Source organism: Mucilaginibacter sp. Mucisp73 (assembly GCF_059491465.1).
In genome coordinates, this window is the sequence record NZ_CP168507.1 from 3,037,138 (window position 1) to 3,061,492 (window position 24,355).

The 24,355-nt window shown below is 43.5% G+C and carries 13 protein-coding genes; 11 read left to right on the forward strand and 2 right to left on the reverse strand.

The features are described from left to right. The first annotated feature begins 36 nt into the window (after positions 1-36). From ACEN82_RS12820 to ACEN82_RS12840, 5 genes are all read left to right on the forward strand, one after another. Positions 37-471: an RrF2 family transcriptional regulator gene (locus tag ACEN82_RS12820; RefSeq protein WP_090525408.1), complete on the forward strand. Its 435-nt coding sequence runs from the start codon at positions 37-39 to the stop codon at positions 469-471. A gap of 241 nt (positions 472-712) precedes the next feature. Beyond that, positions 713-2,803 (forward strand): ferredoxin-like domain-containing protein, encoded by a 2,091-nt coding sequence (locus tag ACEN82_RS12825; RefSeq protein WP_413317258.1) that lies wholly within the window; start codon positions 713-715, stop codon positions 2,801-2,803. Further along, entirely contained in the window at positions 2,803-3,588 is a 786-nt protein-coding gene (gene cobA / locus ACEN82_RS12830; RefSeq protein ID WP_413317260.1) for a uroporphyrinogen-III C-methyltransferase, read from the forward strand. The genes ACEN82_RS12825 and cobA overlap by 1 nt, the downstream gene beginning before the upstream one ends. Next, positions 3,566-5,074 carry a TSUP family transporter gene (locus ACEN82_RS12835; RefSeq protein WP_413317262.1) on the forward strand — a complete coding sequence of 503 codons (1,509 nt, stop codon included), beginning with the start codon at positions 3,566-3,568 and terminating at the stop codon, positions 5,072-5,074. The genes cobA and ACEN82_RS12835 overlap by 23 nt, the downstream gene beginning before the upstream one ends. A 1-nt stretch (position 5,075) precedes the next feature. Continuing rightward, entirely contained in the window at positions 5,076-5,786 is a 711-nt protein-coding gene (locus ACEN82_RS12840; protein ID WP_413317264.1) for a phosphoadenylyl-sulfate reductase, read from the forward strand. Between the two features lie 343 nt (positions 5,787-6,129). On the opposite strand, the gene ACEN82_RS12845 is transcribed toward ACEN82_RS12840, so the two are convergent. Beyond that, a complete protein-coding gene (locus ACEN82_RS12845; protein ID WP_413317266.1) occupies positions 6,130-9,078 on the reverse strand; it encodes a TonB-dependent receptor in 2,949 nt (982 codons plus the stop codon). 340 nt (positions 9,079-9,418) lie between these two features. On the opposite strand from ACEN82_RS12845, the gene proB reads away from it, so the two are divergent. The 6 genes from proB (at position 9,419) to ACEN82_RS12875 (ending at position 22,400) form a co-directional block, all read left to right on the forward strand. Continuing rightward, the gene (gene proB, locus ACEN82_RS12850; protein WP_413317268.1) at positions 9,419-10,498 is read left to right on the forward strand and encodes a glutamate 5-kinase; all 1,080 of its coding nucleotides are present in this window, start codon (positions 9,419-9,421) and stop codon (positions 10,496-10,498) included. A gap of 5 nt (positions 10,499-10,503) precedes the next feature. Continuing rightward, positions 10,504-11,751 (forward strand): glutamate-5-semialdehyde dehydrogenase, encoded by a 1,248-nt coding sequence (locus tag ACEN82_RS12855; protein WP_413317270.1) that lies wholly within the window; start codon positions 10,504-10,506, stop codon positions 11,749-11,751. Positions 11,752-12,510: 759 nt separating this feature from the next. Continuing rightward, a complete protein-coding gene (gene mnmA / locus ACEN82_RS12860; RefSeq protein ID WP_413317272.1) occupies positions 12,511-13,599 on the forward strand; it encodes a tRNA 2-thiouridine(34) synthase MnmA in 1,089 nt (362 codons plus the stop codon). A 234-nt stretch (positions 13,600-13,833) separates the two neighbouring features. Beyond that, positions 13,834-16,227, forward strand: coding sequence for a type I DNA topoisomerase (gene topA / locus ACEN82_RS12865; protein ID WP_413317274.1), 2,394 nt, complete (start codon positions 13,834-13,836; stop codon positions 16,225-16,227). Between the two features lie 96 nt (positions 16,228-16,323). Continuing rightward, positions 16,324-16,728 (forward strand): hypothetical protein, encoded by a 405-nt coding sequence (locus tag ACEN82_RS12870; RefSeq protein ID WP_090525388.1) that lies wholly within the window; start codon positions 16,324-16,326, stop codon positions 16,726-16,728. A 65-nt stretch (positions 16,729-16,793) separates the two neighbouring features. Beyond that, positions 16,794-22,400 (forward strand): alpha-2-macroglobulin family protein, encoded by a 5,607-nt coding sequence (locus tag ACEN82_RS12875; protein WP_413317276.1) that lies wholly within the window; start codon positions 16,794-16,796, stop codon positions 22,398-22,400. Positions 22,401-22,567: 167 nt separating this feature from the next. Here ACEN82_RS12875 and ACEN82_RS12880 read toward each other — a convergent pair whose 3' ends face one another. Beyond that, positions 22,568-24,343: a glycoside hydrolase family 9 protein gene (locus ACEN82_RS12880; protein WP_413317278.1), complete on the reverse strand. Its 1,776-nt coding sequence runs from the start codon at positions 24,341-24,343 to the stop codon at positions 22,568-22,570. Positions 24,344-24,355 lie beyond the last annotated feature (12 nt).

A 24,355-nucleotide genomic window follows, 5' to 3' on the forward strand; every position in this document is an offset into this window, starting at 1 on the left:
TATCTTTATTTACCTTTGTGAGTTTTATTTTAGAAAATGCTTTCAAAAAAAACTAAGTATGCTATAAAGGCACTTGTGGTTCTTGGCAAGAACATGGACCAGCCGCCTATGCAAATTTCGAAGATTGCCGAAATTGAACGAATCCCTAAAAAGTTTCTTGAGCAGATACTGCTTGATCTGCGCAATGCGGGGTTTCTTTACAGCAAAAAAGGAGCAGGTGGTGGCTACAGCCTTAACCGCGATCCCAAAGAAATATTCCTGGTAAGTATCATGCGTATAACCGACGGACCTATTGCCATGGTGCCCTGCGCCAGCTTAAACTTTTACCACAAATGCGATGAATGCCACCAGGAAAGCACTTGCGGCATAAGGGATGTATTTGTTGATGTAAGAGATGCCACACTTAAAATATTAAGCGAAACCAGCATCGCCGATATCATCAAACGCGAAACCACCCTCATCAGCGTTTAATTTTAAAACTTCATAAAACTGTCATAACACAGTTTTTTTAAATTAAATGCTACTTTTTCCGTATACTATATATATATTTGGGAAATGAATCATGAGAGCATTAATATTACTTGTCTTAACCAGCTGACTTATTGCTATATGTGCAATGAGAAAACGAGGCTGTAAACGTAATATTTACCCATATATGCCTCTTTAGCCACAGCCAAAGGGGCTTTTTTATAAAAGAATTAATACATAGAATATGCAGAGCTTCAGAACGGAACTGGAGAACCCTATTGTTGAGAAGGATATTATAGATCTTGAAAAAAAGATCCATGCTTTTCGTGAAGGTAAAATTCATGATGAAAAATTCAGAAGCTTACGCTTGGCGCGCGGTGTTTATGGCCAGCGTCAGCCAGGTGTGCAAATGGTACGTATTAAACTACCTTTTGGCAAAGTTAGCTTTAAGCAACTATTGAAGATTGCCGAGATTTCTGACGAGTTTGGGAGCAGTAATCTCCACCTTACCACCCGCCAGGACATCCAGATCCACTATGTAAGTCTTGACCGTACACCCCAGCTTTGGGCTAAGCTTGCACAGGATGACATCACCCTGCGCGAAGCATGTGGCAATACCGTGCGTAATGTTACAGCCTCTCCTACTGCAGGTATCGACCCAAAAGAACCATTTGACGTTTCCCCTTACGCATATGCTACGTTTGATTATTTTCTGCGTAACCCGATATGCCAGGAAATGGGCCGCAAATTCAAAATCTCTTTCTCGTCAAGTGATGAGGACACAGCGTTTTCATACATTCATGATATCGGTGCTATCCCTAAAATAAATGCCAATGGCGAACGTGGGTTTAAGATCATGCTTGGCGGCGGTTTAGGTGCACAGCCAATTTTAGCCAGTATTGTTGAAGAATTTTTACCAGAAGATCAGCTGATCCCTTATATAGAATCAGTAATCCGTGTTTTTGACCGTTACGGCGAACGCAATAACCGCAACAAAGCCCGTATGAAATACCTTATCCAAAAATTAGGTTTAGACGAGGTATTGCGTTTAACCAAAATCGAGCGTACGGCCAACAAAGTAAAATCATACCCTATCAACCGGGATGCTATTGATGCCCCGGCTTTACCACCAACTGACAGCTATCCTGAGGTAACCATCAGTAACCCGTTGCGCTATGAGCAATGGCTGGCTACCAACGTTTTTGAGCAAAAACAAAAAGGTTTTTACGGCGTGTATATTAAAGTGCCTGTAGGTGATATCTCATCGGATACTGCCCGTGCACTGGTTAAAACATTAGAGCCATTGGTTGGTCACGAGATCCGCATTACTCAAAACCAGGGATTGCTTTTAAAATATGTTCAAAAGGAAGCATTGCCTGCTTTATATGAAGGCCTGGCTAAGCTTGAACTGGCTGCGCCGGGCTTTGATAGCATTGCTGATGTTACTACCTGCCCGGGTACAGACACCTGCAACCTTGGTATCTCCAACAGCATGACCATGGCGCGCGTACTCGAGGACCTGATCTATAACGAATACGAGGACTTTATTTATAACCGCGAAATCAAAATCAAAATAAGCGGCTGTATGAACTCATGCGGTCAGCATGGTTTGGCGCATATAGGTTTTCATGGCAGTTCACTAAAAGCGGGCGCTAAAGTATTACCATCGGTACAAGTAATGTTAGGTGGAGGTACTGTTGGCGATGGCGTTGGCCGTGCTGCCGAAAGGGTGATCAAAGTACCTACCAAACGTGCTACCGATGTGCTAAGGTGGTTATTGAACGACTATAAAGAGTTTTCGCCCGAGGGTGAAACTTACCATGAATATTATGACAGACAGGGTAAAGATTATTTTTACCGTTTGCTGAAACCACTTGCCGATTTAACTACTCTTACCGATGACGAATATATTGACTGGGGGCACCAGGAAACATTTGTTACCGCTATAGGCGTAGGTGAATGCGCCGGTGTGATCATCGACCTGGTAGCTACCCTCCTGTTTGAATCGGAAGAAAAATTAGGCTGGGCTAACGAAGCTTATGCTGATGGCCGCTGGGCTGACGCTATTTATCATGCTTATAACGTGTTTGTAAGCTCCGCAAAAGCTTTACTGCTTGACAAAGGTGTTAATAGCAGTACACAAATAGGCGTGATCCGCGAGTTTGATGCGCAATACGTTGAAAAAGGCGAGTTTGAATTGAACGGGAGCTTTAACGACCTGGTATTACAGCTCAATGAAAATGAGCCTTCGCAAGAATTTGCTACCGCATATTTAGCTCAGGCTACAGAATTTTTAAGCAGAAGCAAGGATAAGAGAGAGGCGCTTGTACAGTAATGACTGATAGCAATAAAAATATAAAAGAACCGCGCATTACCCTGGTGGGTGCCGGTCCCGGCGATGCCGACCTGATAACCGTGAAAGCCATCAAAGCTTTAAAAACAGCCGATGTTGTTTTATACGATGCGTTGGTTAATGAAGAACTGCTTGAATACGCTCCCGAAACATCAACAAAAGTTTACGTTGGCAAACGTTCAGGCGATCACACCTTTTCGCAGGAAGCTATTAACAATCTTATGGTTGATTATGCCAAAAACTATGGTCACGTAGTCAGGTTAAAGGGTGGTGATCCGTTTGTATTCGGTCGTGGATATGAAGAGTTGATAATTGCCGCGGCACACAATATATCCGCTTCTGTTATTCCGGGCATTTCCAGCTCGATAGCCGTACCCGAATTGCAGCAGATCCCGGTTACTCACCGCGGTTTAAGTGAAAGTTTTTGGGTGGTTACCGGAACTACTGCAAATGGCAAGATCTCGAACGATCTTATTGATGCGTCACGATCAAATGCTACCGTGGTTGTATTGATGGGCATTCATAAGCTGGCCGAGATCGCTGAAATATTCAAGTTACAAGGCAAGAACAAACTACCCGTAGCCGTTATTCAAAGCGGTTCTACTGCAGACGAGAAGATCGCTGTTGCGACGGTGGATACCATTGTTGATACTGTTGAAGAAAGTGAGATTTCATCGCCTGCCGTTATTGTTTTAGGCGAGGTAGTATCACTTCATCCAAAATTCCAACTGATAAAAGAAGTTTATGACTTTGTTGCCCGGGGATAAAAGTTTAACTAACATTCAGGATGAAAAACAGGAAGGTAACCAGCTTTTTCCAGTATTTTTAAAACTGAATGATCTGCATACGGTGCTTATTGGCGGCGGTAATGTTGGTTTGGAAAAACTTACCGCTGTACTTAATAACAGCAACAGCGCGAGGGTAACTGTTATTTCGCGAGAGTTTTTGCCCGAGGTACACACACTTGCATCGCAATATCCGGGCATCCGCATTATACAAAAATCATTTACCGACGACGACCTGAACGACGCCGATATTGTTATCGCTGCTACTAATGATAGCGAACTTAATAACTATATCCGCAATGCCGCCCATGACCGTAAGCTGCTAATCAATGTAGCTGATAAGCCTGCGCTATGTGATTTTTACCTGGGATCAATAGTGCAAAAGGGTGACCTGAAATTAGCCATATCTACCAATGGAAAATCACCTACTGTGGCAAAACGATTAAAAGAAGTATTAAATGAAAGCCTCCCTGCTGAACTCGACATCACTTTGCAGCAAATGAGCGAACTAAGAAATACCCTTGAAGGCGACTTTGCTGACAAGGTAAAAAAATTAAATGGTATAACATCTGTACTGGTTGAACCTAAAGCCGCCAGCCGTAAAAATTTCATTTGGTTAATCTGGTCAACCATTATTGTATCGTTGGCTATTGGTATTACGGCGCTTTATTTCAAGGAGCCTAACTTTAAGCACTTCGTAACCGGCATCGATCCTATCTTTTATTACTTTTTAGGTGCCGGGTTTGTATTTGCAATGATTGACGGGGCCATTGGCATGTCATACGGAGTTACTTCAACCACATTCTCTCTTTCTATGGGTATCCCTCCGGCCTCGGCCAGTATGGGCGTACACCTTTCCGAGATCATGAGTTGCGGTATAGCCGGTTGGATGCATTATCGCATGGGCAACATCAACTGGAAACTATTTAAGTTATTAGTTATTCCAGGTATAATAGGAGCGGTAACAGGTGCTTATCTCCTATCTTCGCTTGAGCATTACAGTATGTACACCAAACCTGTTGTATCGGTTTATACCCTGATATTGGGTATAGTGATATTCAGGAAGGCATTCAATACGCAAAAGAAAAAATCGGCCGATAAGGTAAAACGCATTTCGCTGCTGGGTTTAGGCGGTGGCTTTATCGACGCCGTTGGTGGCGGCGGCTGGGGCTCAATCGTGCTATCAACCCTGATAGCCGGTGGCCGGAGCCCACGTTTTTCATTAGGCACCGTTAAACTTTCACGTTTTTTTGTGGCAATGATGGGATCAATAACCTTTATTGCCATGGTAAGCAGCGATCACTGGCAGGCTGTAGCCGGACTTATATTGGGCAGCGCCCTTGCTTCGCCAATCGCAGCTAAGATTTCTAATAAGATCTCTGCGAAAACTATCATGGTGGCGGTATCAGTAATCGTGATCCTCATCAGTATCCGTTCTATTATAATGTTTATTACTAAGGTTATATAAAATGAGCACTGCATTACAACAAATACAAGGCGTAACCACCGGACTTAGCCCCGTGGAAGCCCTCACTAAACTGGCAGGGCTTTTCCCCGGTGAAGTTATATTTTCAACCAGCTTTGGTTGGGAAGACCAGGTGATCAGTCATATGATCTTTGCCAATAACCTGCCTATTAAAGTATTTACGCTTGAAACCGGCAGGCTTTTCCGCGAAACCTATTCGGTTTGGTCAGCTACCATGAACAGGTATCAAAAACCCATTCATGCTTACTATCCCAATAACGAGTTGCTGGAAGAAATGGTAAGCAAAAAAGGCCCAAACAGCTTTTACGAGTCGGTTGAAAACCGCAAAGAGTGCTGCGGGATCCGTAAAATAGAACCGCTCAAACGCGCTTTAAAAGGCAACAAAATTTGGATCACCGGCATCCGCGCCGATCAATCGGTTAACCGTCATGACATGCATGACCTGGAATGGGATGAGCAAAACCAACTGGTTAAGTTCCACCCTATTTTCGGCTGGACACTGGATGAAGTAAAGGCTTATATCAAACAATACAATATCCCTTATAATTCATTACACGATAAAGGTTTCCCAAGTATTGGCTGTATGCCATGCACCCGTGCAGTAGCCGAAGGCGAAGACTTCCGTGCCGGCCGGTGGTGGTGGGAAGATCAATCGAAAAAAGAATGCGGTTTGCATGAGACAGCAAAACCATGATGAATAGGATTTAGGAATTAGCTTGAAAAATGTACAAACTGCGCTAATCCCAATCATGAAAATCCTTTAATCAGGCAGATCAAGTTCAAGATGCTTTTTTTATACGTAGGTCAATTGGTTGAAAAATCAGTTGGCCTTTTTTTACCGCTGATTTTGGTGACTGCGCTGATTTCGTTGATGTTTTTTTAGCGTCGGTAACTATTTTTTCCTTTTGGCTTCAATGTATACTACCGCAAAAAGATCAGCGTAATCACAAAAATCACAGAAAAATCAACGGTAAAAAAGGGGATGAAGTTTTTACATCCCATCCCCTTACAAACTATATAAAACGTAATAAAAGCGCTTACTTGTTATTATTATTACCTGCTAATAATCCATCAAGTGTTACCGATACATAATACAAGCCACCGATGGTTGGCCCGCCGGCGTATTGGTAATACCTTTTATTAAAGATATCGGTAGCACCTAATTTAAAGGTTGCATAGTATGAAGGTACACGGTAAGTAACCTGCGCATCAACTGTTTTAATTGATGGCACTGTGCCGGTAACCAGCGGGCTCTCCCACAGGTATGACTGCTGCCACTTATAAACTACGTTGAAGCCGAAGTTTTTAACCACTTCACGGTTACCGAATGATACATTGCCCGACCACTCAGGGGTATTGAAGCCTGTAACAAAAATATCTGAAGCTGTTTGGGCTTTCAGCTTATTGAAGCTCACGTTACCTGATACTGTATAGTGCTGGTAGAAATTGTAAGTGATACCTGCCGAAGAACCATAATTATGATAGATGTTTTTAGCATTGGTATAAACGCGGTACCTGCTTTGCCCCTGGCTGGCTGCGTTACTTGATGTGCCTGTCGTGGGATCACGGTTAATGTCAAGCATGGCTAATACAGCTGCGTCTGAACCTACGGTAACACCGTTTGGCACAAAAACTTGTACCTGGCCAAGGAAACCATCATAACGGTTGGTGTAAGCGTCAATATCGATGAACACTTTATTGTCGGCTACGATACCTTTATAACCTACCTCGAAAGAAGTAATTTGCTCCGGGCGGGCAGGTGGCAGGTCCGCTACTTTTAACAGGTTGCGGTTAGCCAAAGCTGCCTGGTCTGAGCCGCCTGCAGCGTTTACTGCAGCGTTGAATGCCACTACCGATGTTTGGGTATAGCTATTACCAAGATACCCCAAGCCTTCGTTAATGAATGGTAAACTACCCACACGTTTTACGCGACCGTTATTTACATATGATAAAGCCTCAAACAATGAAGGGAAACGATAACCATTCTGGAATGTAAACCTGAAGTTATGATTTTGATTAACGGTGTAAACAGCAGCTAAACGCGGTGTAAACTTAGGATCAAAGTATGGATTGCGGTCCCAACGGATAGAGCCGAATACTTTCAGTTTTTCGTCAAAAAAGGTTTTGGTAACCTGGGTAAATGCACCGTATTTTTTATAGATAACGTCTTTACCGAAAGTACCATCGGCCAATGGGGTGTTTCTGTCGGCAATTGGGCGGCTAAAATCTACGAAGTTGTTACCATCAGGTGTAATGCTGTACACACGTACATCGGCGCCAACCAACAAGTCGACAAATTTAACTTTACTGCTTAAATCCCATTGGGCCTCGCCGTTATACATATGGCTTTTCTGAACCAAGGCCGCACCACCTGTAACCGGTGCATTAGGGATCAGGCTTGACTTAATATCCCAGTTATTAATGCCTATAATGGTTTTCCTCAAAGCATCAAATTCAGGAGTACCTGGCTCTACACGACCTTTATCGGCGGCAGCGCGGGCAGCCTGCTCAGCCGCTGCCAGATTTGCTGAAGTAAGTACACCACCATTATAAGCTTTTAAAGCATTGCCATATAGAGTTGCCCAGGCCGAGTTGCTGGCGTGGTTCAAATCAAGGTTATCTGCCAGTGGTTTCACGTTAAACGAGTTGCCGGTGTTTTCAATCGATTCGTAGCCACGAACCAGGAAGTCTTTTCCTTTTAACTCAATTTTATGATTCTGAACTGTTGCGCCTTGTAACGAGATTTTGTTACCGCGCTGAAACACGCCGTCAAGTCTGCCATAGCGATAAGTATACGACAAGACGGTGTTTGGCGATAATTTATAAGCCAGCGTACCATCAAGTTTTAAGTTTTTCACATGCGGATCAACCAGATCGACTTCGTTATAGCCTGTACGGGCTACGGTAAGATTTGGCCGGGCTTTGCCATCAACCGTGATACCTTTTATTGATACGGTATTACTACCTGCGAGCGCGTCATCACCATATTTGTTCCAGCCATCATAAGCTGCGTTGCTGGTACCTGTTAATTCAGGATAAGCAGGGTTGGCCGATTTAAGGTTAGTTGGATTTTGATCAAGGCGGGTATCTGATTGCCAGTCCTGGCCTTGCATATAGCTAAAGTTTACTTTCACCGCAAACTTATCGTTAAAAGCTTTGGCATAGCGCAAAGCATCCTCGGTAAGTGAACTTGCCCCTAAGCGGTCTTTACCAACATGGTTTAAACCCTGGCGATGGTAAAAGCTTAAGCCTTGGTATTTGAATGGATCTTTAGTGAACAGGTTTGACAGGCCGTTAATGGCGTTAGTACCATAAAGGGCAGCAGCAGCGCCCGGGGTGATCTCCACACTGGCAATATCCAGTTCAGTCGGCCCAATGGCATTGCCAAGCGGTACACCTAATGTAGCCGACTGCATATCAACGCCATCAACCAGTTGCATAAACCTGAAGTTGTTGGGACTGTTGAAGCCACGGGTATTAGGCACTTTAAGGGTGATACTGGTGGTTGTCATCTGTACGCCCTTAACGTTCTCCAAAGCATCATAAAAACTTGGGCCAGGCGATTGTTTTAACGCCGTGATACTCAATTTTTCGATAGCTACGGGCGAGCGAAGCAATTTTTCCTCCTTACGGGATGCCGTTACTACCACCTCATTAACCAACAATGATTGCGTAGTAAGCGTGATATTTACGGCACTATTGGCATTTTTAATGTAAAACTCCTGCGGCTGATAACCGATCGCGGTAAAAACAAGTGTATAGGGCAATTTGGCACTGGTAGTTAATGAAAACTTACCGGTAGTATCTGTTGATGTTTTATTGGTTGTGCCTTTAATAGATACGGTTGCACCTATCAGCGGCTTACCCTGATCGTCGTTCACTTTTCCGCTCAATATATATGAGCCGTTAAGCTGTGCATAACTTATACCCGGCAATAGTACCAGGAAGAGCACAAGTATTCTAACTAAGTTTGTAAAAATTTTCATGAAGTAATTTGTGGTGGTGGTAATTAAAATTGTGATTTTGGGTTGTGTATTATCGTTGATGGAGGTTATGGCTCAACAACAACACATTGCAGTTAGGAGCTGCATTTTTAACTTGGACAGAGCGGCAATTGCACTAAAATGATACATTGTCTATAGAATTAGTCGACAAAAATATAAATTTAATACTAACTGTCAAGCTTTTCTGTCTGTTTTTTTAAATTTTTGATGACTTTCGCATCATTTCACTATAAAATCCATCACTTTACTGGATATTTCAAAATAAACAAGGCCTAATTTCTCCCAAATTTGTAATATTGAAGCCTCAATCTGTACTGCACTAATGGCTTTCAATTATCAACGCATCGTTATCAAAATCGGCTCAAATGTTATTACCCAGGAAAACGGCCTCCCCGACCTTCCGCGAATAACCCATTTGGTTGACCAGATAGCTGCGATAAAAAAGCAAGGCATTGAAGTGATACTGGTTTCATCGGGCGCTGTAGCATCCGGTCGCAGCCTCATTACGGTTGCCGAAAAATCAGATGCTGTTGCGGCCCGGCAGGTATTGGCCTCTATTGGGCAGGTAAAACTGATCAATACCTATTCACATTTGTTTGAGCAGTTTCAGATATTATGTTCGCAGGTTTTGGTTACCCGCGAGGATTTCAGGGACAGGATGCATTACCTCAATATGAAAAACTGCCTTGAGGCATTACTGCAATATGAGGTGATCCCTGTGGTAAACGAAAACGACGTGGTATCGGTAACCGAGCTTATGTTTACCGATAATGATGAATTGGCAGGCCTTATAGCATCTATGCTAAACGCTAATGCGCTCATCATCCTCACCAACGTTGATGGTATTTACAATGGCGATCCCAAAGCAGTAGGTTCGACAGTAATAGATGAAGTTAGCGGTAATGAACTCGATTTTTCAAGCTTTGTATCATCGGGACGTTCGCAATTTGGCAGAGGTGGCATGATCACCAAATCAACCATGGCGCAAAAAACCGCCCAGCTTGGTATTTCGGTGCACATCGCCAATGGTAAACGGGACCAGATTTTAACCGATGTTTTGGAAAACCAGGTTACACATACCCGCTTCATTCCCAATAAAACAGCATCAGGCAAAAAGAAGTGGATTGCCCATTCCGAAAAATCAGCAACGGGCAGTGTACTCATTAACGCCGGCGCAAAAGCCGCGCTCATCTCCAACAAGGCAACCAGCTTATTGCCGGTTGGCATAGTGGGGGTAATAACCGACTTTAAAAAAGGCGATATTATTAAACTGATAGATGATACCGATAAGCTTATTGGTTTAGGCATTGCCGAATATGGTGCCGATAAGGCCCGCGAACGTGTAGGCCAAAAAAACCAAAAGGCACTGGTACATTATGATTATCTTTACTTACAAGGCTAAACACCATGAATTATAACAGCTATTTTGATAAAGCACGTGAAGCAAGCCGCAAAGCCCCCCTCGCCCCTTCCGTAATCAACGGAATTTTGGAGGATGTTGCTGCTGAGGCTATAGCTCAAACCGAATATATCCTGGCCGAAAACCAGAAAGATCTTGACCGAATGGATCCGGCTGATCCTAAATATGATCGCCTGAAACTTACCGCCGATAGGATAAAAGGTATTGCAGGCGATATGATAAGCGTCGCAAAATTGGATAGTCCGCTTGGAAAACAACTTTCGGCTACCGAAATGCCTAATGGCTTATCGATATCAAAAATACGCGTACCGCTTGGCGTTGTTGGTGTTATATATGAAGCCCGCCCCAATGTTACTTTTGATGTTTTTGCTCTTTGCTTTAAAACGGGTAACATCAGTGTATTAAAAGGTGGTAGTGATGCCGATTTCTCCAACCGGGCCATTATCTCCGTTATCCATAAGGTATTGATAAAGCATGGCGTTGATGTTAATGTAGTTACCCTGCTCCCTGCCGACCGTGAAGCCACTACCGCCTTATTGACAGCTATTGGTTATATCGATGTGCTCATCCCAAGGGGAAGCCAGTCGCTGATTGATTTTGTGCGGGATAATAGCAAGGTACCGGTTATTGAAACAGGTGCCGGTATTGTGCATACTTATTTTGATGAATCGGGCAATCTGGAGAAAGGGGCTGAAATCATTGCCAATGCTAAAACCCGCCGTGTAAGTGTTTGTAACGCCTTAGATTGTTTGCTCATCCACTCGACCCGCTTAAACGACTTGCCGCGACTGGCGCGGATCCTCAGGGAAAAAGAAGTGGAGATCTTTGCCGATGAGCAGTCTTTTACAGCGTTAAAAAACGACTATCCTGCCGGCCTTTTACATAAAGCCAGTCCGGAACACTTTGGTACAGAATTTCTTTCCATGAAAATGGCTATTAAAACGGTAAGTTCATTTACTGAAGCGTTAGAATATATCGCTGTAAACAGTTCAAAACATAGTGAAGCTATTATCTCTGAAAATGCAGAAAACATTGCTAAATTTTTAAATGATGTGGATGCTGCAGCTGTTTATGCAAACGTATCAACAGCGTTCACTGATGGCGCCCAATTTGGTCTTGGCGCCGAGATTGGCATCAGCACTCAAAAACTTCATGCCCGCGGTCCTATGGGCCTGGAAGAACTTACCAGTTACAAGTGGATAGTTAAAGGCAACGGACAAACACGTAATCCGTAAGACATCCTGTAAAACCATATGCATAAAAAAGGTGCTTACTCTGTGTAGTAAGCACCTCAACGTGTTTATTCGTATTGTTAAGCGTTACTTTATTAAGTAGTTGGCTGCTGCAATAAAGCAAATAATCACTAAAATTACGCCCTGTAATTTTTGTTCTAAAGTCAATTGAGTTAACATTGTTTTATTAATTAGGATATAGCAAATTTATAATGTAATAGGTCCGTTACAATAGGCAGCATCACTTTTACGTTATTTTTAATAAATAATGTTGCTTGTTTTTATAATAGTCAACTCTACATTTATTATTTAAAATTTTAGCAACAAATGTCTTTTAATGTTGAAATTAGTGTATCACCTACACCTGTTACAAACACACTTTTTACAACGAAATGAACTCCCGGAGCGCGCGTTTAATTCCTTTTTTTAATCAGCCCTTTTTACACTAAGTAGATTAAATTTTATCAATTATTATACAATATTAATAGTATGTTAAGGAAATAGCTATTGGGGTATTTTAACTTATATTAAAGAAACAATAAAACTAAAGACGACGCAATCAGGATTTATGAGCAGTATTTATCCCGAATTTGTTTTGAATATGATCATCACTTTTGCTTAATATAATCTATATAAAATACTGGAATACAGCATTAATTAACTATTAATTAATGCAAAGCAATAGTTATCTCAACACATTTTACCCTATACTGACCAAGCTTGTGTTAACATGAAAATCAAATTAGGTATCTTTGCAGCATTATGAGTAAGCATGGCAGGATATTAGTGGCAATGAGCGGCGGGGTTGATAGTTCGGTGGCGGCAGTGATGCTGCATGAACAGGGCTATGAAGTTATTGGTTTAACCATGAAAACCTGGGACTATGCCTCATCGGGCGGCAGCTCAAAAGAAACCGGCTGTTGTAGTTTAGATAGCATCAATGATGCGCGTGCCCTTGCCGTTGGTTACGGTTTCCCTCATTATATATTAGATATCCGTAATGAGTTTGGCGATTTTGTGATCGATAACTTTGTTGATGAATATTTAGCCGGCCGCACCCCTAACCCATGCGTTTTGTGCAATACCCATATTAAATGGGAAGCATTGCTAAAACGTGCTGATAAACTCGATTGTGAATTTATTGCCACCGGTCACTATGCCAATATCCGTTTGCAGGATAATGGCCGTTATGTGATATCAAAAGGCAAGGATGCCAATAAGGATCAATCGTACGTGTTGTGGGGAGTATCTCAAAAAAACCTTGCACGTACTAAATTCCCGCTGGGTAGTTTTTCAAAGCCCGAGATCAGGCAAATGGCGCTTGATATGGAGCAAATAGAGCTTGCCGGTAAAAGTGAAAGCTACGAGATCTGTTTTGTACCCGATAATGACTACCGCTCATTTCTGCGCCATAAAGTAGAAGACCTTGACGAGCGCATAGGTCCGGGTAATTTTGTACTTACCAACGGCACCGTAGTAGGCAAACACCAGGGTTATCCTTTTTATACCATTGGCCAGCGTAAAGGCTTGGGCGTGGCATTAGGTCATCCTATGTTTGTTACAAAAATCGATCCGGCTACCAACACAGTTGTTTTAGGCACCGCCGACGAGCTTGAACGCAAACAAGCCTGGGTAAAAAACCTCAACCTCATTAAATATGAAAATATAAATGAGCCGCTCGAAGCTATTACCAAAATACGCTACAAGGACGCCGGTGCTCAAAGTACCATTCTTCAGATGGGCGAACATATGAAAGTTGATTTTCATCATAATGTATCGGGCATAGCGCCGGGCCAATCAGCTGTATTTTATGAAGGAGATGACCTTGTTGGCGGCGGTTTCCTGATGTAAAGAGCCCTTTTCCTGCAATCTTTTGAACTTAACAACATGAACCGCCTTAGCGGCTCGTTATCATTTTGTTAAAATCAGTTTAGTTATTTTGCAAGAATATAATTTTCACAGGCATTTTCGCGTAAAAATCTCAACTTAAAACATAATTCGCCTCCAACTTTTACACCTTTTACTAAAAACTAATTGGTGTTTCGCTTACTTTATGTTTTATTTGCAAAAACTAAAACTGATTAAATGGCCAAAAACTTACTGATAGTTGAATCACCTGCGAAAGCTAAGACCATTGAGGGTTACCTTGGAAAGGACTTTACTGTAAAGTCCAGCTATGGGCATATCCGTGATCTGGTTAAGTCGGAAGATGCAATTGATATAGCTAATAACTTTAAACAAAAATACGAGGTACCCGCAGATAAAAAGCAGGTGGTTAGCGAATTAAAGAAGTTAGCTAAGGAAGCCGAAATGGTTTGGCTCGCATCGGACGAGGACCGCGAGGGTGAAGCAATATCCTGGCACTTGTTTGAAACGCTGGACCTAAAAGATGCGCATACCAAACGCATCGTATTCCATGAGATTACCAAGCCGGCCATTTTAAAAGCAATAGATACACCACGTAAAATTGATTATAACCTGGTTAATGCCCAGCAAGCACGCCGCGTTTTGGACAGGCTTGTAGGTTTTGAGCTTTCCCCGGTTTTATGGAAAAAGGTAAAACCGTCGCTTTCAGCGGGTCGCGTACAATCAGTTGCGGTAAGGCTTATTGTTGATCGTGAACGTGAAATCAATAAATTTAAATCAGAAGCATCATTTAAAATTGTAGCCATATTTGGTAAAGGCAAAGAAGCATTTAAAGCCGAATTGCCAGAGCGCTTTGCAAAACAGGAAGATGCTGAAAAGTTTTTACAGGATTGTATTGCGGCCGATTTCGATGTAAAATTGTTAGATACCCGCCCAACAAAGCGTTCGCCAGCTGCGCCGTTCACTACCTCTACCCTTCAACAGGAAGCAAGCCGTAAACTTGGTTATTCAGTAGCGCGGACTATGCAGGTTGCACAAAGGCTATACGAATCTGGTTACATTACCTACATGCGTACCGATTCGGTAAACCTGTCTGAACTGGCTTTAAATTCGGCTGCAAGCGAAATCGTATCGGCCTATGGCGAAAAATACCATCAGCAAAGAAGATATAAAACCAAAAATGCCAGTGCACAGGAAGCGCACGAAGCGATCAGGCCAACATATTTCAATAATCATTCTATCGATGGTGAATCGGCAGAAAAGCGCTTATATGAGCTAATCTGGAAACGCGCCATCGCCTCGCAAATGAGCGAAGCCCAGTTTGAGAAAACCACAGCAAAAATCAGCATCTCAACCCGTAATGAAGATTTAGTGGCAAACGGCGAGGTAATGAAATTTGATGGCTTCCTGAAAGTTTACCTCGAATCGAAAGATGAGGAAGACGAACCACAACAGGACGGTGAAAATGCCATACTGCCTCCTTTAGCCAAGGGTCAGCGTTTAGCATTACAGGAAATGTCGGCTACCGAACGTTTCTCACGTCCGGCGGCACGCTACACTGAGGCAAGCTTAGTGAAAAAGTTGGAAGAGCTTGGTATCGGGCGTCCGTCAACCTACGCTCCAACTATCTCCACCATTCAAAACCGTGGTTATGTGGTTAAGGAAGAACGCGAAGGTAAACAGCGTAATTTCCGGGTGTTAACATTGAAGGCGGGCAGCATCACCAAAGAGGAAAAAACAGAGAACACCGGAGCCGAACGTGGCAAACTGTTCCCTACTGATATTGGTGCAGTTGTTAACGACTTCCTGGTACAATACTTCAAGGATATTGTTGATTTTAACTTTACCGCCAGCGTTGAAAAACAATTTGACGAGATAGCGCAAGGAATGAAAGAGTGGACTGCAATGCTCCATGATTTTTATAATCCATTCCATAAAGAAGTTGAAAGCACCATCGAAAAGGCCGACAAAGCAACCGGCGAACGCGAATTAGGCATCCACCCGGAAAGCGGAAAAAAAGTCTCTGTTCGGATAGGCCGTTTCGGGCCATTTGTACAGGTTGGAGAGAGCGCTACAGACGAAAACGAAGAGAAACCCCTCTATGCAAGTCTTCGGAGCGGACAGAGTATCGAGACCATCAGCCTTGAAGAAGCACTTGAGCTATTCAAGCTTCCCAAAGTTGTGGGCGAGTATGAAGGCAAGGTAATGAAAGTGGCCATCGGCCGTTTCGGGCCTTACATCAGCCACAACAGCGCTTTTGTATCTTTACCTAAAGAGATCGACCCGCATGATGTTACTGAGGAACAAGCCATTGAGCTCATTAACCTTAAGCGAAAAAAAGATGCTGAAAAGTTAATCAAAGCTTTTGATGAAGATCCGGATGTAAAAGTATTGAACGGCCGGTGGGGGCCCTATATTGAATTCGGCAAACTGAACGTTAAGATCCCTAAAGATAAAGATCCTTTGACCCTGACCTACGAGGAATGCAAGGCACTCGCCGATGCAACACCGAAGGATGCAAAGAAAGGCCGCTTTGGTAAAGCTGCTGCCTCAGCTAAACCTACTGCAACTAAAGCACCGGCTAGGAAAAAGGCGGCAACTAAGAAGAAGTAGTGAATAGTTAATTGGGTTGATTAGGGAAATGGTTCTAATCGCATCTTTACTAAACCACTCACCTAATCAGCCTAATTAACCCAATCAACCAAAAGAATGAAAAAAGACCTGCCCGAAAATAATGTAAAGGATATTGCTATCGCGGTAGCATTAGAGAGCGAGAGCGTGGAAAGTAAGGTATGGTATGTATATCTCATTAACCTTAAAAACGAGCCGATCGAAAACGTGCTCATAACCTCAAAAGGCTATGGGGAAAAGGACGGTGAACAGGTAAAAACCTCCACCCTGAGGCATATGATCCCTGTTGTTGACAGCAAAGCATATAAGCTTATCGAGCCTATTGATGAGCAAACCTTTGGCCTTAACAACGAATATTGGCTAAGCTATTACATAGGCAAAGACATTTTCGACAAGAAATTTATATTCCTTCCTGAAAGTATTGTGGAGATGAATTTTATCAAAATCCCGGTTTTAAATAAGCCCGGAGTTATGATAAAATAATTTTCGCTTTAAATTATTTATTGTCATAAATTTCATAATTTACCTGATAATAAATAAACCTATTCATGGAAAACGGATACAATCAATTCCGCAAACGCCGAACCTTAATCACTGTTGTCACTACCATTGCTCTTGCATTACTTATCATATACCTGGTAGCTCATGGCCATAAAAAAACAATAGTTGATCCTGCTTTCAGCAAGTATATCGAGTCGTATACAACTGGTGTTATTTCCAAACAGAGCCCCATTCGTATCAGGCTGGCCAGTGACGTGCAGGTAACGCACCAGCAAAATGAGGAGATAAACGAAGATCTTTTCAACTTTTCACCAGCTATAAAAGGAAAAGCTATCTGGACGGATGCGCGTACCATCGAGTTCAGGCCCGATGAAAAGCTCGACCCCGGTAAAAACTATACTGCCGATTTTAAATTGAGCAAGCTTATTGAAGTGTCGGATCATTTTGAACACTTTAAATTTAATTTCCAGATTATTCAGCCCGATTTTACGGTTTCATTTGTTGGCATGCAAACTGCAACCAGCACTTCAAACACCGAAATGAAACTGACTGGCGATGTACAAACAGCCGATGCAGAAGATCCATCGGCTGTTGATAAGATCCTCATACCCAACTACGCATCTCCGGTAAAAATAAACTGGGAGCATGACGCTGCCCACAAAAACCATCATTTTACCATAACCGGCTTAACCCGTATTGCAGGCAAAGCCAATCCACTTACTATTAAGTGGGATGGCAGCAGCATTGGCGTAGATAAAAAAGGTAACCAGAGTTTTGAAGTGCCCGCCATTGGCGATTTTAAGGTACTGAATATCCGCGCTGTGCAGGACAATGATCAGTATGTTGAAGTACAGTTTTCGGATAACATTTTGGTTGGCCAGGAGCTTAACGGGCTTATCACAATCAATAATATAACTGATCCTGCTTATAGCATAGATGGCAGCCTGGTCAAAGTTTACGCACCTGATCGTTTGCAGGGGGATTACACCATATCTGTGAACGAAGGCATTAAAAACACGCTCCTTAAAAGGATCACGAAGGGTTATACCGCTAATTTATTCTTTGAAAATCGTTTGCCTGCAGTTACTATCCCCGGCAAGGGTGTGATCCTCCCCGATTCGGGCCGCATTATGATGCCGTTTGAAGCAATTAACCTGAACGCGGTTGATGTCACCATCATCAAGATCTACGAAAACAACGTACCTCAATACTTTCAAAGCAATGGTTTTGACGGCAGTGCCGAATTAAGGCAGGTTGGTAAGCCCATAGTGCAAAAAACTATCCGCCTGGATAATGATAAAGGTCTTAACCTGCACAAGAAAAACCGCTTTATGCTTGATCTTGACCAGATGATCCGAACTGAACCCGGCGCTATCTATCGCGTGGTAATCGGTTTCAGGCGGTCGTACTCGTTGTTCAACTGCAAGGTTTATAGCGGTAAAGTTCAAAAAGATAACGGTGATAGTGACGAAGGCGAATACTATGGCGGTGAATACAGCGACAATTCATCAAAAGTAAGCGACGAGGACGACGACTTCTGGAAACGCTACGACAATTACTATCCCGAAGGGTATAACTGGCAGGAACGCGACGATGCGTGCACAGATTCGTATTATAGTAAGCAACGCTGGGCTACCCGAAACATCATATCCTCAAACATTGGTCTTATTGCCAAACGTGGCAATGATAACAGTATGCTGATAGCTGTTACTGATATACTTAGTGCCCAGCCGATGAATAACGTGGATTTGGAATTACTTGACTACCAAAAACAGGTGATTTACAAAACAACCAGCGACGGCGATGGGCTTGCCAAATTCGACCTGAAGCGTAAACCGTACCTGTTGGTAGCCAAAAAAGGCGTACAGCGAGGTTACCTAAAGCTGGATGACGGAAGCTCTTTACCTCTGTCAAGATTTAATGTTGGCGGTGAAGAAGTGCAGAATGGCCTCAAAGGATTTATTTATGGCGAACGCGGTGTTTGGCGTCCGGGAGACTCCATTTATACATCTTTTATTCTGGAGGATAAATTAAAAACTCTTCCGGCCGATCATCCTGTCGAATTTGAATTGTATGATCCAAGTGATAAGCTTTACAGGCGCATTACCCAAACCAAAAGCTTAGATGGATTTTACAGTTTCCATACAGCGACGGAAACCTCGTCCCCTACCGGTAACTGGACAGCTAAGGTTAAGGTTGGCGGCGCTACTTTTGAGAAAAAGATAAAGGTTGAAACCATAATGCCTAACCGGCTTAAGCTTAGCTTGTCTTTCGGCGGGGCTGCTGAATTGACCAAAGGAAACAACGCCAATGGAAAACTAAGCGCACAATGGCTTTTTGGTGGTGCGGCCCAAAACTTAAAAGCCAAAGTTGATGCTTATTTATCGGCACAGAATACCAGCTTCAAAAAATATAAAGATTATGTTTTTGATGATCCTACACTGGCTTTTAATACGCAGGTTCAAACCGTTTTTGATGGCAAACTAAGCGAAACAGGTACGGCCGATGTTGACGCAAATGTAAATGTGGAGAAACAGGCCCCTGGTCAGCTTCGTGCGAATTTCCTGGTTAAGGTATTTGAGCCGGGCGGTAATTTCAGCATCAACCAGGTGAGCATGCCTTATAACGTTTACCCAGGCTACGTAGGGATCAAGACACCTGAAGGCAGTGACCTTTCGGGCATGTTGGTTACTGATAAGGACCATTTAGTTGACATAGCCGATGTTGATGTAAATGGAAACGCCCTGCCGGGTAGCCGCGACGTGCAGGTTGAACTATACAAGGTACAATGGCGCTGGTGGTGGGATCAAACCGGCAATGAAATGAGTAACTTTACCCAGGATAAGTATAATAAACTTATCAAAACTGAAACCGTAAGGCTTACCGGTGGCGCAGGGAAATGGAAGCTGCATATCAACAAAGCCGACTGGGGCCGCTACCTCATTAAAGTTAAAGACGAACAAACAGGCCATTCAACAGGTAAGATCATTTATGTGGATTGGCCAAACTGGTCGGAAAGGTTACAATCCACCAATCCTACCGAGGCAGCGATGTTATCTTTCACTTCAGATAAACCTGCATATAAAGTTGGCGATGAGGCAACTTTGACCATTCCAACAGGAGAAGCTGGTCGAGCACTGATTAGTTTTGAAAACGGCAGCAAGGTTTTAAAAACAACCTGGATAGATACGAAAAAGGGACAAACCCGATATACATTTACTGTTGATGGAACAATGGCACCGAACGTTTTTGTTAACGTTACCCTGCTTCAAAAACATTCGCAAACGGTTAATGACCTACCTATCCGCATGTATGGCGCCATTCCGCTGCAGGTCGAAAATCCAGAAACGGTCCTGAAACCAATCATCAGCATGCCTGATAAGATCAGGCCGGAAACACAGTCGGCCATTACCGTATCCGAAGCATCTGGCAAGGAAATGACCTATACTATTGCAATTGTTGATGAAGGCCTGCTTGATATCACCAATTACAAAACGCCGAATCCACATGATACCTTTTATGCTCATGAAGCTTTAGGCGTAAAAACCTGGGATCTGTTCGACTATGTGATAGGCGCGTTTGGCGGAGGGCTGGATCGAATTTTAAGCATTGGCGGCGACGGAAACCTCGGTACCAACAAAAACGTATCTGTAAACCGTTTTAAGCCTGTTGTAAAATTCCTTGGGCCTTTCCATCTCGATGCCGGTGAAAAGCAAACACAGCGCTTTATATTGCCGCAATACGTTGGATCTGTTAAGGCCATGATAGTAGCCGGGCATAACGGCGCTTATGGTATTGCCGAAAAAGCTGTAGCTGTTAAAAAACCCTTGATGATCCTGGCTACCCTGCCGCGTGTGCTTGGCCCGTCCGAAAGCATCCAGTTACCGGTTACCGTTTTCGCTATGGAGAACAATATTAAAACCGTTGACATACAAGTGCAAAGCAATGCTTTCAGTAATCTTGGCGGCAATAATCAAAAGACGCTGACTTTCGATAAGCCCGGCGACCAGATGGTAACCTTTGATTTGAACGTTAAAGATTTTGTCGGCGTAGGTAAAGTAAAAATAATTGCCAAAAGCGGTTCGGAAACAGCTGCTTATGATGTTGATCTTAACGTTCGCAACCCTAATCCGCCGGTTACCCGCATTGTTCAGAAAGAGCTTGCGCCGGGCGAAGTGTGGAATACCGATTATCAGCCGGTTGGTATCAACGGTACTAATAAAGCCACGCTTGAAGTAGCTTATATCCCGCCGTTGAATCTTTCAAAACGTTTGGATTACCTGATTGAATATCCGCATGGCTGTGTGGAACAAACCACATCATCAGCTTTCCCCCAGTTATACCTGAACCAGTTGCTTGACCTTTCACCAAAACAAAGAGCCGAAACCGACCGGAATATTAAAGCCACCATTAACAGGCTCAATGGCTTCCAGGTACAGGGCGGTGGCTTAAGCTACTGGCCTTACGGCGGCGAAGCCGATGAGTGGGGAACCAATTATGCGGGGCATTTCATGTTAGCAGCACAGGCAAAAGGCTTCAGCATGCCGATCGGCTTTATTGACCGCTGGAGAAAGTATCAAAAAGAAAAAGCCCTGAGCTGGGCACCACGCAAGCAGCCATATTATTATGAAGATGACCTTACCCAGGCCTATCGTTTATATCTGCTGGCACTGGCCCGCTCACCCGAAATGGGCGCAATGAACCGGCTGCGTGAGTTTGCATTGCTGAGTGATGCAGCGGCCTGGCGACTTGCAGCGGCTTATAAGCTTGCGGGACAGCCCGAAGTTGGTTTAAGAATGATTGCGAGATTATCAGCTACCGTTAAACCATACAATAGTCTTTATGGCACTTATGGATCCGATTTAAGGGATGAGGCAATGATACTGGAAACCCTTACCCTGTTAGGCCAAAAACAAAAAGCGGCCGGATTGGTGCACACCGTTGCTGCGCGTTTATCACAGGATGATTGGTACAGCACCCAAACTACAGCATACTCGCTGATAGCATTGGCCCAGTTTTACGAGCAAAACAAACCTGCAGGCAAACTTGAATTTAACTATGCAGCAGGAAGCGCCAAAGCCACCATTAGTACAAGTTCATATTTATGGCAAGGGGCGCTGGCCGGCAATGGCGGTAAAGTTTACCTCAAGAACAACAGCAACAATAAACTGTACATTAGGCTGATACAAAAAGGCCAGCCATCATCAGGACAGGATACCAAATCTATCATCAATCCGGATGTATTACAGATGCGTGTTGGTTATTTCTCGCTTAAAGGTAAACCGATAGACCCATCATCATTAAAACAAGGGACCGATTTTGTAGCACAGATAAACATCAAAAACCCCGGTAAACGCGGCAGGTATGATAACCTGGCCCTCACCCAGATTTTTCCGTCGGGCTGGGAGATCCTGAATACCCGGCTGCTTGGCGACGAAGCGTTTAAATCATCACCATCTGATTACCGCGACATCCGTGATGACAGGGTGAACACCTATTTCAGTTTGTATGAAGGGCAGGAATCAACCTATTATGTAATGCTTAATGCAGCATACACCGGTAAATATTATTTACCGACTGTTTATTGCGAGGCGATGTATAATAACCAGATCAGCAGCTTATTGAAAGGACAATGGGTTGAGGTGGTGAAGTAACGATAAATTCAAACTTACGAAGTTTTAGAGACCTTGTAAGTTCTTAAAATAACAAAAAGCGCTTCTAATTAATTGGAGAAGCGCTTTCTTTTTATTGCGACAATAAAGTCTTACAACCTGCCGGGTCTTGAAGGTTGATCTGTCGCAGATATCTGCCTAATGCTTTATCATCTTGTGGTCTGGCTCGCTAACTTGTGTTGCAAAGCCTCTAACGCATTAGCCAGATAAGCCAGCGGGGCATTCCAGTTTATGGCTATTTCATTGGCGGCGTAAGCGTGCTCATCATCAATATAGGCCTCATCGGGCACTTTTGATGGCAATTTGACACCATCCTGCATACCTGGATTGGGGCCGCCAACAAGCAGGCCTGGTATTGGGTCAACTATACCGTCAGTTGCAGAAGGCCTGTGGTGCGGATGCATTGGCGTTTTAGTACCATACCCTGTTACAAAAGAATAACCTGTGCCGTTACGACCAAGCAGGTAGTCAAGATTTGCTAAAGCATAATCCAGGTATTTTTTATCGCCCGATAACTTGTAAGCCTGGATAAGCAGAACTCCTTCGTTTGCAGCCTCGGATGTGCTGCCCCAGCCAAAATGCCTGGCTGATTTAGTCATCACTGTTTGATAAGCGTTTGAGTCAACCCCATTTATCATATCATCGGCAGTGTTGATAAGTCGCTTCCTGATTTCCGGCAACACGGGCACAGTTTTTCCTGTTATATCATTTTTGATCAGCGTATAATACCCCAACAGCCTAACCTGCGACCATGTAGGTACCGGCATCCGGTCATCAGGCAAAAGATTAATATTTTTAAGATAGTCAACCTCACCGGTACTGACTGCCAGCTCAGATGCCGCCCAGATAAACTCATCGGTAAAGTTATTATCGCCATAACCGCCTGTTGTGATCTTCGGTTCAAACTTTTTGTTCATCTCATCCTGCCGGTAGGCCACCAACGGATTTTTACCAGCCCAATTCCAGGCTTTTTGAGCAGCATTGATACATGAATCGGCTAAGCCCGGTAGCTCGTTAGGATATTGTTTAAAAATGCGGGAAGCTTGCGCCATAACAGCCGCAAAATCAAGCGTAGCCGCAGTACCTTTTTGTACCACATAACGTGGCGATGTGTCTTTATCGGGCATTTCAAACTTATCAAAAGCAGCATTAGTAAGCTTATGATATACGCCGCCATCGGCGGGGTCCTGCATAGTAAGCATCCAACGCAGGTTCCAAAGCACCTCATCCAAAACATCCGGAATTTTATTGCTGCTTTCGGGTATATTAAGCTTAACTGTTTTCATATAGGCGGGGAAATCCTCAAATAAAGAAAGCAGCGTACTTGTTGTAATACCACTGTTCACAATATACTTGTTATAGTCGCCGGCATCATACCAACCGCGCGGTGATGAGATTATTGAGCCAGCCTTCCGCCCTTCACTTTCGGCAGATGGATGGATCAGTACAACAGTATCGGGATGACCTTCGGCCCGGTGCCATTTGCCGGCATACTTTTCGGGTAAATGTGTGCCTGAGCGCATAAAATAATAGGCTTTGATAGCAGCAACGGCCACCGCTTTATGAACCGAAGCCTTAACTTCAAAGGGATAAGAATAACCTGCAGATGGGACATAAAGCACATATCTACCGGGCTTGCCGAACGTAGTAAAGTCGGCAAATTGAACAATATGACCGGCAAAGTTTGGTTTAAGCGATGATTTAAGCTTACCGGTAAATACTATTTGCTTTTGAAGGGTTTGGATAAAAAAGTCGCTTCCTCTGTCACTTAAAACAATGGCCTTTTTTATGGCACCAGGGTAAAAGCCTATTTGATTAAGTCGGATAAGCCTCGAAGTTGTATCCGTTTGAGCAGAAGCATTGTTCCCTATCAGCGATAGCGCAAACAAAATTTTGTAAAATGAGATTGAAAGGTATTTTTTCATCTGCCCTGAATT

Coding starts and splice junctions, on each gene's coding strand:
- ACEN82_RS12875 (WP_413317276.1), top strand. CDS start 16,794: ATGGAAAACGGATACAATCAATTCCGCAAACGCCGAACCTTAATCACT.
- cobA (WP_413317260.1), top strand. CDS start 2,803: ATGACTGATAGCAATAAAAATATAAAAGAACCGCGCATTACCCTGGTG.
- topA (WP_413317274.1), top strand. CDS start 13,834: ATGGCCAAAAACTTACTGATAGTTGAATCACCTGCGAAAGCTAAGACC.
- ACEN82_RS12820 (WP_090525408.1), top strand. CDS start 37: ATGCTTTCAAAAAAAACTAAGTATGCTATAAAGGCACTTGTGGTTCTT.
- ACEN82_RS12880 (WP_413317278.1), bottom strand. CDS start 24,343: ATGAAAAAATACCTTTCAATCTCATTTTACAAAATTTTGTTTGCGCTA.
- ACEN82_RS12855 (WP_413317270.1), top strand. CDS start 10,504: ATGAATTATAACAGCTATTTTGATAAAGCACGTGAAGCAAGCCGCAAA.
- ACEN82_RS12840 (WP_413317264.1), top strand. CDS start 5,076: ATGAGCACTGCATTACAACAAATACAAGGCGTAACCACCGGACTTAGC.
- proB (WP_413317268.1), top strand. CDS start 9,419: ATGGCTTTCAATTATCAACGCATCGTTATCAAAATCGGCTCAAATGTT.
- ACEN82_RS12825 (WP_413317258.1), top strand. CDS start 713: ATGCAGAGCTTCAGAACGGAACTGGAGAACCCTATTGTTGAGAAGGAT.
- mnmA (WP_413317272.1), top strand. CDS start 12,511: ATGAGTAAGCATGGCAGGATATTAGTGGCAATGAGCGGCGGGGTTGAT.
- ACEN82_RS12845 (WP_413317266.1), bottom strand. CDS start 9,078: ATGAAAATTTTTACAAACTTAGTTAGAATACTTGTGCTCTTCCTGGTA.
- ACEN82_RS12870 (WP_090525388.1), top strand. CDS start 16,324: ATGAAAAAAGACCTGCCCGAAAATAATGTAAAGGATATTGCTATCGCG.
- ACEN82_RS12835 (WP_413317262.1), top strand. CDS start 3,566: ATGACTTTGTTGCCCGGGGATAAAAGTTTAACTAACATTCAGGATGAA.